This is a genomic window from Cedecea davisae, from assembly GCF_044095835.1.
Classification (GTDB): Bacteria; Pseudomonadota; Gammaproteobacteria; order Enterobacterales; family Enterobacteriaceae; genus Cedecea; species Cedecea davisae.
Genome location: NZ_CP172054.1, coordinates 589,439 through 603,919, shown reverse-complemented (window position 1 = coordinate 603,919; position 14,481 = coordinate 589,439). Strand labels below are relative to the sequence as shown.

Here is a 14,481-nt window from a genome sequence, read left to right as displayed (position 1 = left end):
TCCCCCACGGGAGGAAGAGGCTTAGCGATAAATCAGTACAGCAGGCGAGCGCGGATGGTGCCCGGAATCGCTTTCATTGACTTCAACGCCCCTTCAGCCACTTCTTCCGATGCATCGATATCAATAACGACATAGCCCATCTGCGACGTGGTTTGCAGGAACTGTGCGGCGATGTTAATACCCTGCTCGGCGAAAATCTGGTTAATTGCGGTCAAAATCCCCGGGCGGTTCTCATGGATGTGCAGCAGGCGGCTGGTTGTGCCTCCGTGCAGCGGGAGAGAAACTTCCGGGAAGTTAACCGCAGACAGCGTTGAACCGTTATCAGAATATTTCGCCAGCTTGCCCGCTACTTCGAGACCGATGTTTTCCTGCGCTTCCTGAGTAGAACCGCCGATGTGCGGAGTCAGAATAACGTTGTCAAACTCGCACAGCGGAGAGTTAAACGGATCGCTGTTGGTTGCCGGTTCGGTCGGGAATACGTCGATTGCCGCGCCGGAAAGATGTTTGCTGGCGAGCGCGCCGCATAAAGCAGGAATATCCACCACCGTGCCGCGCGAAGCGTTAATCAGCAGCGCGCCCGGTTTCATCAGCGCCAGTTCGTTTGCGCCAATCATATTTTTAGTAGAAGCATTTTCCGGTACGTGCAGGCTGACCACATCGCTCATATTCAGCAAGTCGGAGAGATGCTGAACCTGAGTCGCGTTGCCCAGCGGCAGCTTGTTTTCAATATCGTAGAAGAAGACATGCATGCCCAGAGATTCAGCCAAAATCCCCAACTGAATACCGATGTGACCATACCCGATAATCCCCAGCTTTTTGCCACGAGCTTCAAAAGAACCCACGGCCAGCTTGTTCCACACGCCGCGGTGCGCTTTGGCGTTAGCCTCTGGAATACCGCGCAGCAGCAGCAGCAGTTCGCCAATGACTAATTCAGCAACGGAACGGGTGTTAGAGAACGGGGCGTTGAACACCGGCACACCGCGCTTAGCGGCAGCCTCAAGGTCAACCTGGTTAGTCCCGATGCAGAAGCAGCCGACGGCCACCAGCTTTTCAGCCGCTGCAAAGATTTCTTCGGTCAAATGAGTGCGGGAACGCAGGCCAATGAAATGTGCATCACGGATCGACTCTTTCAGCGCTTCGGTATCCAGCGCGCCTTTGTGGAACTCAATATTGGTGTATCCGGCTGCACGCAGGCTATCCACCGCTTTCTGGTGTACGCCTTCAACCAGCAGGAATTTAATTCTGTCTTTTTCCAGTGATACTTTTGCCATTTCCCGACCCTATTTTTAGTGCTGTTGTGTTAATGCCTAGGCGGTGATGCGCCACCGCCTATAAGTTACCCTTCTGTCAAAATATCAAAATCTACGTGCGGGGCAATATGAACGATTGCGTCGCCATGCTGGCGAGAAGGAATAACGGGGCGGGAGTCAGAATAAAATGCTGGTAGCGAGAGAGAACCAGGAACGAATCACAGCACTGTTACCAGAATGTGATATATGTCACCAAATTTGCCGTTAAAATAATTTGTCATTTTTTATACGGTTTTTTGGGGCGCAGGACGCGCCCCGGTCAGATCATTTTACGATGGTTTTCACGCCATCGGCGGTGCCTATCAGGGCAACATCCGCCCCGCGGTTGGCAAACAGCCCCACGGTCACCACGCCCGGAATACCGTTGATGGTATTTTCCAGCTTAATCGGCTCCATGATGCTCAGGCCGTGTACATCAAGGATTATGTTGCCGTTATCGGTCACTACGCCCTGGCGATATTCAGGGCGGCCGCCCAGTTTAACCAGCTCGCGAGCAACGGCGCTGCGCGCCATGGGAATCACTTCAACCGGCAGCGGGAAGTTGCCGAGAATATCCACCTGCTTGGATGAGTCCGCGATGCAGATAAACTTATCCGCAACCGAGGCAATGATTTTTTCACGCGTCAGGGCTGCGCCACCGCCTTTGATCATCTGCATCTGGGCGTTGATTTCATCCGCGCCGTCAACATAGACCCCAAGAGAATCAACCTCGTTGAGGTCAAAAACGGTGATGCCGAGACTTTTCAGTTTCGCGGTGGAAGCGTCGGAGCTGGAAACGGCGCCATCAATCTGGTGCTTGATAGTGCCCAAAGCATCAATGAAGTGCGCGGCGGTTGAGCCGGTGCCTACGCCAACAATGGTGCCCGGCTGCACGTACTGGAGTGCTGCCCATCCGACTGCTTTTTTCAGTTCATCCTGCGTCATAATTTTATGCCTGTGATGTGGAAACTGACGCGCATTATAGAGCATGCGCCGGGAAAATGTCCCCGGGATTGCGGCAATGCTGGCGTCATCACGTTCGGGCTGCCCCAGCGTTTGCTGATTTGGTCTGAATCAACGGCAAATTTATGTCATAGTGCTCGCACGACGAAATCAGGAGTAAGTGAACAACAATGAAACGCCCGGACTACAGAACGCTGCAGGCGCTGGATGCGGTAATTCGTGAACGAGGATTTGAGCGCGCGGCGCAGAAGCTGTGCATTACTCAGTCGGCAGTATCACAACGTATTAAGCAACTGGAAACGATGTTCGGCCAGCCATTGTTGGTGCGCACCGTGCCGCCCCGCCCGACGGAGCAAGGGCAGAAACTGCTGGCCCTGCTGCGCCAGGTTGAGCTGCTGGAAGAAGAGTGGCTGGGCGACGAGCAAACCGGCTCCACGCCGCTGCTGCTCTCCCTGGCGGTTAACGCCGACAGCCTGGCAACCTGGCTGCTTCCGGCTCTGGCGCCGGTGCTTGCCGACTCACCTATCCGCCTGAATCTTCAGGTTGAAGATGAAACCCGAACCCAGGAGCGGCTGCGCCGCGGCGAAGTGGTTGGCGCGGTTTCTATTCAGCCTCAGCCGCTGCCGAGCTGCCTGGTCGATCGCCTCGGCGCGCTGGATTATCTGTTTGTCGGCTCAAAAGATTTTGCCGAGCGCTACTTCCCCAACGGCGTGACGCGCTCCGCGCTGCTGAAGGCTCCGGCGGTGGCGTTTGACCACCTCGACGATATGCATCAGGCCTTTTTACAGCAGAACTTTGACCTGTCTCCGGGTAGCGTACCGTGCCACATCGTTAACTCTTCGGAAGCGTTCGTGCAGCTGGCACGCCAGGGCACAACCTGCTGCATGATCCCACATTTGCAGATTGAGAGAGAGCTGAATAGCGGAGAATTGATCGACTTAACGCCTGGGCTGTTGCAGCGCCGCATGCTTTACTGGCACCGTTTTGCGCCGGAAAGCCGCATGATGCGTAACGTGACGGATGCCCTGCTGGAGTATGGGCACAAAGTGCTGCGCCAGGATATGGAATAAAAACAACCCTCTCCGTTAAGGAGAGGGTAACGTCTTACTGGGCAGCAGGAGCCTGCGCGCCCTGGAGCTCAAACACTACGTCTACCTGGTCATCAAACTGAATAGTCTGCTGGTCATAGGTATCCTGAGCGGAAACCGGCGCTGCCGCGTCCGCCTTCATCATGCGTACCATCGGCGCTGGCTGGTAGTTAGAAACGTGATAACGCACGCTGTACACCGAACCCAGCTTGCTGTTGAAGCCTTCGGCCAGCAGCTTAGCCTGACGGGTTGCGTCGTTGATGGCTTCTTTACGCGCTTTATCCTTGTATTCTTCAGGATGAGAGACGCCCAGAGATACGGAGCGGATTTCGTTCAAACCGGCCTTCAATGCACCGTCCAGCAGCTCGTTCATTTTATCCAACTGACGCAAAGTCACTTCAACCTGGCGTACCGCACGGTAGCCTTTCAGCTGGGTTTTACCGTCTTTCAGGTAATCATATTCTGGCTGAGTGCGCAGGTTAGCCGCGTTGATGTCTTTCTTCTCAACGCCGTTTTTCTGCAGGAAGCCAAGATACTGCGCAACGCGGTCGTCGGCCTGTTTCTTGGCGGAAGCGGCATCTTTAGCGGACACATTCACTTCGATAGCAAGCGTGGCGATATCAGGCACTGCATCAACGCTGGCTGTCCCGGAGGTGACTACGTGAGGGCCGTTAGGCAGCTCGCCCGCCTGAACCGATACAGAACCTAATCCCATCATTGCGGCTAATGCTAAAATTTTAAACTTCACTGTAACTCCTCCGTGCTACGTTCCACTGTGATTACGCCGGAAAATAAACTCCCGGCGTCTGCCAGCAAGCTTAGCCTGAAATAGTAACTTGTCTATCGGATAAAGGCGAATTAGCCCATCAGCGCCGAGATATGCTGCACGCCGTCCCACGCCAGCTGAGAGGCGATAAACCACATCACCAGCCCGACCACACCGTTGATAATCCGCTGCGCTTTCGCGGTGCGAAGGCGTGGAGCCAGCCAGGCGGCGAGAATAGCCAGACCATAGAACCAGATAATCGAGGCGCTAACCGTGCCCAGCGCAAACCAGCGCTTTGGCTCTTCCGAAAGCTGGCCGCCAAGGCTGCCCAGCACCACAAAAGTGTCGAGGTAGACATGCGGATTAAGCCACGTCACCGCCAGCATGGTGACCACAATTTTCCAGCGTCCCTGCTTCATGACCTGCGCCGAAGCAAGCTCAAGGTTGTTGCTCATCGCCGTGCGAAGCGCGCCCCAGCCGTACCACAGCAGAAACGCCACGCCGCCCCAGGTCACCAGCGCCAGTAGCCACGGAGACTGCATCAGAATGGCGCTACCGCCAAAGATCCCGCCGCAAATCAGGATGATATCGCTCAGCGCACACAACGAGGCAATCATCAGGTGATACTGGCGGCGAATGCCCTGATTCATCACAAAAGCATTCTGCGGCCCCAGCGGCAGTATTAGCGCCGCCCCAAGTGCAACCCCCTGAAAATAATAAGATAACACGCTAACCACCCTCAAATTATCAATCACTGACCGGGAGTGTAATGCGCAATTATTATTAGAGGAAATTGTTAATTTTAATCACCAATAAGGGAAGCTAATATTGAAAGGTAAAAGAAAGGCCGACAAATGTCGGCCCTGAGGATTACGCGTTTTCAGTTTCGTTGGTTTTACGAACGTGTACGTCCATTTGCGGGTAAGGAATGCCGATGCCGTTGGCATCCAGCCCCTTCTTAATTTGCTCCAGCACGTCCCAGTAGACGTTTTGCAGGTCGCCGCTCTTGCTCCAGGCGCGCACCACAAAGTTCACCGAAGAAGGCCCCAGTTCGTTAACGCGCACCGTGATATCTCTATCTTTCAGCACGCGCTCGTCACGGCTAACGATGTCGGTAAGGATCTTCTTAACCTGATCGATGTCAGCATCGTAGGAAACGCCAATAATAAATTCATTACGACGCACCGGTTCGCGGGAGAAGTTGATGATGTTGCCGGCAATAATTTTACCGTTCGGCACCACCACGATTTTGCCGTCAACGGTACGCATGGTAGTAGAAAAAATCTGTACGTTGAGTACGGTTCCGGCGATCCCGCCGAGGTCAACATACTCACCGGTCCGGAACGGACGGAAGGTCACCAGCAGTACGCCAGCCGCAAGGTTGGACAGCGAACCCTGCAACGCCAGGCCAACGGCCAAACCCGCAGCACCCAGCACCGCGATGACCGATGCGGTCTGCACCCCGACCCGGCTCAGGGCCGCGATCAGCGTGAAGGCGATAATGCCATAGCGCACCAGCGCGGAAAGGAAGTCGGCTACGGTGCTGTCGATGCCCCGGGCCAGCATCAGGCGGTTTACCGTGCTGGATATCAGGCGGGCAATAATCATCCCGATAATGAGAATGGCGATGGCGGCGACGATGTTAACCACGTAGCTCAGCAGGAGCTCCTGATTTCGCGCCAGCCATCCTCCGGCATTATGAATACTGTCTACTACGTTGAGATCTTCCATTTACTGTTCCTTGTCTGAAAAGTTTCTACGCCAGGAGACGCAGCACAGACCGTAAAGGGTAAACAAAAACGCATGAATGTGCCAAACAGGTCACAAAATTGATTGCAAATTGAGTGTTAATGCAGCAAAAGAAGGGAAAACCCGGGCCTGAGCCCGGGCTTATGGGTGACTTACAGCGCCCGGGTAAAGGTTCGGGAAATAACATCCTGCTGCTGTTCGCGCGTTAAGGCGTTAAACCGCACCGCGTAGCCGGAAACACGAATAGTTAGCGTCGGGTAATTTTCCGGGTGTTCGATGGCATCCATTAACATCTCACGATTCATCACGTTAACGTTCAGGTGCTGGCCGCCTTCCGTTTTGACATCGTGATGGAAATAGCCGTCAAGCAGCCCCACGAGGTTCAGGCGACGAATCGAGTCATCTTTGCCAAGCGCAGCAGGCACGATGGAAAAGGTGTACGAAATCCCATCTTTCGCGTAGCTAAACGGCAGCTTCGCCACGGAGGTCAAAGAAGCGACCGCGCCCTTAGTATCACGCCCGTGCATCGGGTTAGCGCCGGGAGCAAACGGCGTTCCACCTCTGCGGCCATCCGGCGTGTTGCCGGTTTTTTGCCCGTAAACCACATTCGAAGTGATGGTCAGGATAGACTGAGTCGGCACCGCGCCGCGGTAGGTTGGCAACGCCTGAATTTTCTTCATAAAGCGCTCAACCAGATCGCAGGCGATGGCGTCCACCCGGTCGTCATTATTGCCGTACTGCGGATAGTCGCCCTCAATGACAAAATCTACCGCCAGCCCGGTATGGTCGCGCACCGGCTTCACTACCGCGTGTTTGATAGCCGACAGCGAGTCCACCGCCACCGAAAGCCCGGCGATGCCGCAGGCCATGGTGCGGTAAACATCCCGGTCATGCAGCGCCATCAGCGAAGCTTCATAGCTGTATTTATCGTGCATGTAGTGGATAAGATTAAGCGCCGTAACGTACTGCACCGCCAGCCAGTCCATAAAGCTATCGAGGCTGGTCATCACCTTGTCGTAGTCCAGCACATCATCGAGCAGCATCGGGGTTTTAGGCCCAACCTGGATCTTCAGCTTTTCATCCATCCCGCCGTTGATGCAGTACAGCAGGGTTTTCGCGAGGTTGGCACGAGCGCCAAAGAACTGCATTTGCTTGCCAATAATCATCGGGCTTACGCAGCAGGCAATCGCGTAGTCATCGCTGGCAAAGTCGCTGCGCATCAGGTCATCGTTTTCATACTGCAATGACGAGGTTTCGATGGACACCCTGGCGGCGTACACCTTAAACGCCTTCGGCAGCGCTTCGGACCAGAGGATAGTCAGGTTTGGCTCAGGTGCAGGCCCCATAGTGTAAAGCGTATTCAGGTAGCGGAAGGCGCTTTTGGTCACCAGCGTGCGCCCGTCGAGCCCCATTCCGCCCAGCACTTCAGTCGCCCAGATAGGGTCGCCGGAGAACAGGGAATCAAACTCCGGCGTACGCAGGAAACGCACCATGCGGATTTTCATAATGAAGTGGTCGATTAATTCCTGCGCCTGCTGTTCGTTGAGCAGGCCAGCATTAATATCGCGTTCAATATAAATATCGATAAAGCTCGCCGTGCGCCCAAGCGACATTGCCCCGCCGTTCTGAGACTTCACCGCCGCCAGATAGGCAAAGTAGAGCCACTGAATAGCCTCCTGCGCATTGCCAGCCGGGCGCGAAATATCGAAGCCATAACCGGCGGCCATCTCCTGAATTTGCAGCAGCGCGTGGCGGTGCTCCGCCAGCTCTTCACGCAGGCGGATAGTCGCCTCCAGATCCTCACCGCGCTCAAGTTTTTGCTGCAGGTCGGCAAACTGTAGCTCACGCTCGCGAACCAGATAGCCGATGCCGTATAGCGCAACGCGACGATAATCGCCGATGATGCGCCCGCGCCCGTAGCCGTCCGGTAATCCCGTCAGCACGCCGGACTTGCGGCAGCGCAGAATATCCGGCGAATAGACGTCGAATACGCCCTGGTTATGGGTTTTACGCAGCTCGGTAAACTGATACTCGAAGTGCTGGTCCATTTTGCGGCCGTAGGCTTCAAACGAGCTTTTGATCATATTGATGCCGCCAAAAGGATGTAGCGCGCGCTTTAGCGGCTTATCCGTTTGCAGGCCAACGATCCTCTCACGCTCCTGAATAATATAGCCGGGAGCGTGAGCGGTAATTGAAGTGGCGACATTGCTGTCAAAGTCCACCGGCGCATGGGTGGCGTTTTCAACACGAATGCCTTCCATGACCTTTTCCCACAGTGCCGTAGTGGCCGCCGTAGCGCCCGACAAAAATGCGTCATCGCCTTCATACGGCGTATAGTTTTGCTGGATAAAATCCCGAACGTTAATTTCATGCTGCCAGCTCTCTCCGCGGAATTGCTGCCAGGCATGAGCATAATTATCATGGGAAATATCAATATCCACTTTCATTAATTCTATCCTCTGTACCACAAATGAGATTAAGCGAATTCCGCTAAGCGAGATGCTTTGCCCAATTGCCGGGCATCAAGAGCAATCATTTTTTCTTCATTGGTAGGAATTACCGCGCACAGCACCGCAGAGCCTTCGGCTGAAATAACCCGTTCGCCGTCGGAATTAGGCCGCGCGTTTTTTTCTTCGTCCAGTTCAATACCGAATACGCGTAAATGTTTAATCACCAGGCTGCGAATAAGCGCGGAGTTTTCACCGATGCCGCCGGTGAAAATTAAGCCATCAAAATGCGGCAATGAAGTGGCATGCCCGCCAATCGTTCTGGCGATGCGGTGAACAAAAGTATCGATCGCCAGCTGTGCTCTGCCGTCGCCACTTCGCCAGGCCTTCTCCAGCGCCCGGAGATCGGAAGAGATACCCGAAAGTCCCAGCAGCCCTGACTCGGTGTTTGCCACTTGCTCAAGGTCATCCAGCGATTGCCCGGTTTGCCTTGCCAGCCACACCATCGCGCCAAAGTCCACGTCGCCGCAGCGGGTGCCCATGATAAGCCCCTCCAGCGGCGTCATGCCCATCGAGGTATCAACGCTTTCCCCTTCCACAACTGCGCAAACCGATGCGCCGTTCCCAAGATGAGCGATAACCAGACCCGGTGCGGCTCCTTTCAGCTCAGGCAACTCAGCGGCCTGGATGGAAACGTAGCGGTGGGAGGTTCCGTGGAACCCATAACGCCTGACGCCGTACTCCTCGAAATAGCGGTACGGCAGGCCGTAGAGATAGGCCTCCGGGCTAATCGTCTGGTGGAAGCTGGTATCAAACACCGCGACCTGCGGCACGCCGGGAAATCGCTGCCGGGCCGAGGCCACGCCGCTGAGGTTGGCATAATTGTGCAGCGGCGCGAGAGGCGAGACTTCACGAATTTTTTCAACAACGTCATCCGTGAGCAGTACCGACTCGCCGAAAATCGCCCCGCCGTGCGCAATGCGGTGGCCGATATAGGCCACGCTTTTAATCAGGTCACGCTTTTCAAGTTCCAGGGCAATGGCCGCCAGCGCATCTTCATAATCGGAATGAGCCAGCCTCACTGACTCTCCGTTATTAACAGTCAGCGAGGCAGACTCGGTATTAATCCCTTCGCAAATTCCCGTTAATAGTGGCTCCATGGATATTTCATCCAGCACGGAAAATTTAACCGAAGATGAGCCACAGTTTATGGTTAATATTACCGGATATTCATTCATCTTAACGTTCACTCATCCTGAGCCAATGACGGTTAATTACAATATTTTGTATACAATATTCAGAATCGTCAGCATGCCGATAACGGTGACAAATATGTTTTCGGTTCTGCCTTTATATTTACTCAGCGCCGGGACCTTGCGAATGGCGTACATCGGCAGCAGGCAGAGCAGAGCGGCAATAATCGGCGCGCCCATGGCTTCAATCAGGTCAAGAATGTTCGGGTTGGCGTAGGCCACAACCCAGGTCGACCCCATGATAAACACCATACTGACCAGGTTGAGCTTGCCCTGGGAAACCTTAGTTTTGTCACCCTTATAACCAAACTTCAGGATAAGGCCGTTAAGCCCTTCCAGCGTGCCGAGGTAATGGCCGAAGAAGGATTTGAAAATCGCTACCAGGGCAATGATTGATGCCCCGTATTCCAGCACGGTCGCGAAGGTGGACTTAGAGCCGGACATAGAAGAGAAGTGGTTCGCAAGGTAGGAAAGCACCGGGATATTCTGCGCTTTCGCTTCGGCCATATTCTCCGGCGACAGCGTGAACAGGCAGCTGAAAGCAAAGAACATCACCACCCCAACCATCAGCATGCTGGCGCGTGAGATGATTTTGGAACATTTATCCTCGGTATATTGCTTACCAAAATCCGCCTCATACTCTTCGCGCTTAGACACCACAAACGAAGAGACGATAGGCGAGAAGTTGAAGGAGAACACCATGATGGATATACCGAGCCACACCGTTACCAGTATTCCGTCATTGCCGGTTAAAGCTATCTCACTGAGGTTAACCTGATCGATAACCGCAGAGTTCCAGTAAGGGATAAGCGACAGGGAAATAATCACCAGGCTCGCGATAAACGGAAACACGAGATAGCTCATCACCTTCACCATCAGGTCTTTACCGAAGAAGATGACAAACGCCATCAGCATCAGCAACACCAGCGCAACCAGCCCGCGGTTAAGCGGTGCCAGCTGAAGCTGGTTATCCCAGAATGTCATAAAGGTGTTGGTAATGGTGACGCCATAAATCCACAGCAGCGGGCAAATTGCGAAGAAGTACAGGAAGGTGATAACCACCCCGCCGGTTTTACCAAAATGCTCTTCAACCGTTTCGGTGATGTTCCCCGAAGGGTTACTGCCGGAAAGGCACAGGCGAGCCAGCGCGCGGTGGCAGAAGAAGGCTATCGGGTAGGCCAGAACCAGCATGATAAGGATAGGTATCAGGCCGCCATAACCCGCACGGATAGGGAAAAACAGTACCCCGGCACCAATGGCGGTGCCGAACAGACCCAGCGTCCAGGTGGTGTCGGATTTACGCCACAGGGAGGTGTCTTTTTGGCCAACAAGGGTTGTTTCTGCATTACTCATAATGAAGATCCTTAGTTAGTTCAGGCAGGCTTCCGCGGTGCCGGTAATTTCAGAGACGCGAGACAAATCGATGTTCCCGCCGGAAATAAGGCTGACCGTTTTCCGACCTTTAATATAATGATCAAGCTTGCCGCTTAATAATGCGGCAGAGGCCAGAGCTCCCGCCCCTTCGGTTACAATTTTATTGCGCTGAATGAGCGCCACCATGCTGTTTCTGATTTCTTCTTCACTGACTAAAATAATATCAGTTACTAATTTTTTAACGATTTCGAAAGTTAAATTACCCGGGCGAGCGACATCGCAGCCATCAGCCAAAGTGCTGGCGCTTCGATTGGCGGTTATTTCTCCACAGCGGAATGATGAAGCCATGCCGTGAACATTTTCTGCCTGCACGCCGATGATATTAATTGTTGGATTAATGGATTTAATCGCCACCGCAATACCGGCAATCAGGCCGCCGCCGCCGATAGGCACAATCACGTTATCGACGTCATAAAGATCTTCAAGTATTTCCAGGCCAATAGTACCCTGCCCGGCAATGACTTTTACATCGTCATACGGCGGAATGAAAATGCGCCCTTCCATCTCAACAATTTCGCTGACCTTAGCGATAGTTTCGTTAAAGTTATTGCCGTGAATAATGACCTGTGCTGAATAGTCGGTAGTGGCCGCTACTTTCGACTTAGGCGCGCCTTTTGGCATCACCACCTTGCCATTAATCCCGAGCAGCGCGCACGACAGGGAAACACCCTGGGCATGATTGCCGGCCGAGCAAGCTACGACACCGCGGCTTCTTTCTTCCTCACTGAGCGAGCTAAGCTTATTAAATGCGCCCCGCATTTTAAACGAGCCGGTGCGCTGCATATTTTCAAATTTTAAATAGATGTCACCTTTACAGCATTCGCTAAGATAATTAGAACGCGGCATCCCTGTTTTATACACGTAGCCAGAAATTCTTTTTTTAGCTTCCAGAACGTCGTTAATGGTGACAGGAAGTTCGTTGTCGATATGCATGTTGACCTCTGTATAACAAAACAATAAAAAATATTAGAGATGGCAAATAAAATAAATTTGCCGTCCTGGGTTAATTAATCAATTAAAACGATTCGGGTAGTTTTTTTACTAAGCCACCACCGTTAATTTATTAAATTGAGCCTGACTGCGCACGGAATGCGCTCTGGCTAATTCAACCAAAGTTGAAGCTGATTTTTTTATACGATAATTTTTAGACCAGACTGCTGCATAGCGTGCTGTAGGTAATTCGTCGGTTAGCGGAACCTGTATAAATTGCTGAGAACCAAAAGGCGCTATCATGTCGCGTGGAATAATGGTCAGGAACCCGGCTTTAAGCACCATGTTATAGATAGTAACAACGGAGTCGGTTTTAATTATTTTATCTCGGGTAATATTATTTTTTTGCAGGATGGTCAGGAGTTCGCTGTAGTAGCCCATTTCGGTTTGAGGCAACACCCACTGCTCATGGCTCAATGAGCGTAGCGTCATCGCGCCGCCGCGCGTTCGCGTTCGGCTGGCCACCAAAATAAACTCGGACTCAAACAGCGGCTCAATATGCAGGTCCTGTAGCAGCATCTCGTCGCTGAGGGTACCGATAGCGAAGTCCAGCCGCCCGTCGCGTATCGCCGGTAAGAAGGAAGAGAGCTGCGCTTCAAACATCGATACTTCTGCATGAGGGTAAAGCTCTTTGAAGGCTTCAACCATGCCCGGCAGGAAGGTAAAGCCGATAAGCGAAGGGTAGCCGAATGAAACATCCACTGAGCCATTACCCACCAGGCAGTTCATTTCATCACACATATTACGCATTTCACGCGTAATCGACTCCGAATACCCGAGCAGTATCTTTCCCGCCTCGGTGAGCTTCACGCCGGTATTCTTGCGGATAATGAGTTCCATCCCGAACAACGCTTCCATATCGCTGATGATTTTGCTTACCGCAGGCTGAGTCAAACTCAGCTGCTTAGCCGCGGAACCAAATGAACCACTTCTGACCACCTCCTGAAATACAACCAGGTGCTGTGTTTTAGGTAATGTCATATTGTCCATAAAGCGCCATGCCTAATAAGTTATCAATGGCGGCGATCTTACGAATTCCCTCCTGGATGTTATGTGCTGCGACTCGCAAATGCTCAACCGGTTATTGTATAAGAAGCACACGAATGACAACTAACCAATTAAAAACAATGAGTTATGATTTTTAAATTTGCAATTTATATGATTAAGGTCAACCTAAATATCGCAGATAAAATAAATTTATGGAGATAATAAATTCATATAAATGTAAGTAACTTGTTATTGATAATGAGGTTTTATATTTATTGCGGTAAATTTGCACAAGTTAAATGAAATAATGAAAATAAAATTAAAAATAACTGCAATTATTATGATTTTATTTGAACATAAAAAAACCCGCCGTAGCGGGTTTTTACCGAAGCATTTATTGGCTCAAATTACAGAACGTCTACCGCGTTCAGCTCTTTGAATGCCTGCTCCAGGCGAACGATCATAGAAGCCTGGGCTGAACGCAGCCACACGCGTGGATCGTAGTATTTTTTGTTCGGCTGGTCGGCGCCTTTCGGGTTGCCCAGCTGACCCTGCAGGTAAGCTTCGTTTTCTTTGTAGTAGTTCAGAATACCTTCCCAGGTTGCCCATTGGGTGTCGGTATCGATGTTCATTTTGATAACGCCGTAGCTTACGGAGTCTTTGATTTCCTGAGCGGAAGAACCGGAACCACCGTGGAATACGAAGTTCAGGCTGTTGTGCGGCAGGTTATGTTTCTTAGAAACATAGTCCTGAGAGTCGCGCAGGATGGTTGGAGTCAGAACCACGTTACCCGGTTTGTACACGCCGTGTACGTTACCGAAGGAAGCAGCGATGGTGAAACGCGGGCTGATTTTGCTCAGCTCGGTGTACGCATAGTCAACGTCTTCTGGCTGGGTGTACAGAGCAGAAGCGTCCATGTGGCTGTTGTCCACGCCGTCTTCTTCACCGCCGGTGCAGCCCAGTTCGATTTCCAGGGTCATGCCCAGTTTGGACATGCGTTCCAGGTATTTAGAGCTGATTGCGATGTTTTCTTCCAGAGACTCTTCGGACAGGTCAATCATGTGGGAAGAGAACAGTGGTTTACCGGTAGCAGCGAAGTGTTTTTCGCCGGCGTCCAGCAGGCCGTCGATCCACGGCAGCAGTTTCTTAGCGCAGTGGTCGGTGTGCAGAATGACCGGCACGCCGTAATGCTCAGCCATCTGGTGAACGTGGTGTGCGCCAGAGATAGCACCCAGGATGGCAGCACCCTGTGGAACATCAGTTTTCACGCCTTTACCAGCGATGAAAGCAGCACCGCCGTTAGAGAACTGAACGATAACCGGAGATTTAACTTTCGCAGCGGTTTCCAGTACGGCGTTAATAGAGTCGGTACCGACGCAGTTAACAGCTGGCAGAGCAAAGTTGTTCTCTTTTGCTACCTGGAAGATTTTCTGTACGTCGTCACCGGTTACAACACCTGGTTTTACGAAATCAAAAATTTTAGACATGTGGATGTGTCCTGTAGGCCTTGGAAAA

The 14,481-nt window shown here is 52.4% G+C and carries 12 protein-coding genes; 1 reads left to right on the top strand and 11 read right to left on the bottom strand.

All coding sequences use genetic code 11. The features are described 5' to 3' along the window. Positions 1–32: 32 nt before the first annotated feature. Entirely contained in the window at positions 33–1,271 is a 1,239-nt protein-coding gene (gene serA / locus ACG1VR_RS03355) for a phosphoglycerate dehydrogenase (RefSeq protein ID WP_016538119.1), read from the bottom strand. A 303-nt stretch (positions 1,272–1,574) separates the two neighbouring features. Continuing rightward, positions 1,575–2,234: a ribose-5-phosphate isomerase RpiA gene (rpiA, locus tag ACG1VR_RS03350; RefSeq protein WP_216376760.1), complete on the bottom strand. Its 660-nt coding sequence runs from the start codon at positions 2,232–2,234 to the stop codon at positions 1,575–1,577. A 188-nt stretch (positions 2,235–2,422) separates the two neighbouring features. On the opposite strand from rpiA, the gene argP reads away from it, so the two are divergent. Further along, positions 2,423–3,322, top strand: a complete 900-nt coding sequence (gene argP / locus ACG1VR_RS03345; RefSeq protein ID WP_016538121.1) for a DNA-binding transcriptional regulator ArgP — start codon at positions 2,423–2,425, stop codon at positions 3,320–3,322. A gap of 34 nt (positions 3,323–3,356) precedes the next feature. Here the strand turns inward: argP and ACG1VR_RS03340 are convergent, their stop codons facing one another. The 9 genes from ACG1VR_RS03340 to fbaA form a co-directional block, all read right to left on the bottom strand. After that, positions 3,357–4,088: an oxidative stress defense protein gene (locus ACG1VR_RS03340; RefSeq protein ID WP_039898806.1), complete on the bottom strand. Its 732-nt coding sequence runs from the start codon at positions 4,086–4,088 to the stop codon at positions 3,357–3,359. Between the two features lie 110 nt (positions 4,089–4,198). Then, the gene (gene argO, locus ACG1VR_RS03335) at positions 4,199–4,834 is read right to left on the bottom strand and encodes an arginine exporter ArgO (RefSeq protein ID WP_039898807.1); all 636 of its coding nucleotides are present in this window, start codon (positions 4,832–4,834) and stop codon (positions 4,199–4,201) included. Positions 4,835–4,976: 142 nt separating this feature from the next. Further along, entirely contained in the window at positions 4,977–5,837 is an 861-nt protein-coding gene (mscS, locus tag ACG1VR_RS03330; RefSeq protein WP_016538124.1) for a small-conductance mechanosensitive channel MscS, read from the bottom strand. A 170-nt stretch (positions 5,838–6,007) separates the two neighbouring features. Beyond that, positions 6,008–8,302 (bottom strand): formate C-acetyltransferase, encoded by a 2,295-nt coding sequence (gene pflB / locus ACG1VR_RS03325; RefSeq protein WP_395490202.1) that lies wholly within the window; start codon positions 8,300–8,302, stop codon positions 6,008–6,010. 29 nt (positions 8,303–8,331) lie between these two features. Continuing rightward, positions 8,332–9,540, bottom strand: a complete 1,209-nt coding sequence (gene tdcD, locus ACG1VR_RS03320; RefSeq protein ID WP_395491052.1) for a propionate kinase — start codon at positions 9,538–9,540, stop codon at positions 8,332–8,334. A 36-nt stretch (positions 9,541–9,576) separates the two neighbouring features. Continuing rightward, positions 9,577–10,908 carry a threonine/serine transporter TdcC gene (tdcC, locus tag ACG1VR_RS03315; RefSeq protein WP_016538127.1) on the bottom strand — a complete coding sequence of 444 codons (1,332 nt, stop codon included), beginning with the start codon at positions 10,906–10,908 and terminating at the stop codon, positions 9,577–9,579. Positions 10,909–10,923: 15 nt separating this feature from the next. Next, positions 10,924–11,922 (bottom strand): bifunctional threonine ammonia-lyase/L-serine ammonia-lyase TdcB, encoded by a 999-nt coding sequence (gene tdcB, locus ACG1VR_RS03310; RefSeq protein ID WP_016538128.1) that lies wholly within the window; start codon positions 11,920–11,922, stop codon positions 10,924–10,926. 108 nt (positions 11,923–12,030) lie between these two features. Then, positions 12,031–12,969 carry a transcriptional regulator TdcA gene (gene tdcA / locus ACG1VR_RS03305; RefSeq protein ID WP_016538129.1) on the bottom strand — a complete coding sequence of 313 codons (939 nt, stop codon included), beginning with the start codon at positions 12,967–12,969 and terminating at the stop codon, positions 12,031–12,033. Positions 12,970–13,373: 404 nt separating this feature from the next. Next, positions 13,374–14,453 carry a class II fructose-bisphosphate aldolase gene (gene fbaA, locus ACG1VR_RS03300; protein WP_016538130.1) on the bottom strand — a complete coding sequence of 360 codons (1,080 nt, stop codon included), beginning with the start codon at positions 14,451–14,453 and terminating at the stop codon, positions 13,374–13,376. Positions 14,454–14,481 lie beyond the last annotated feature (28 nt).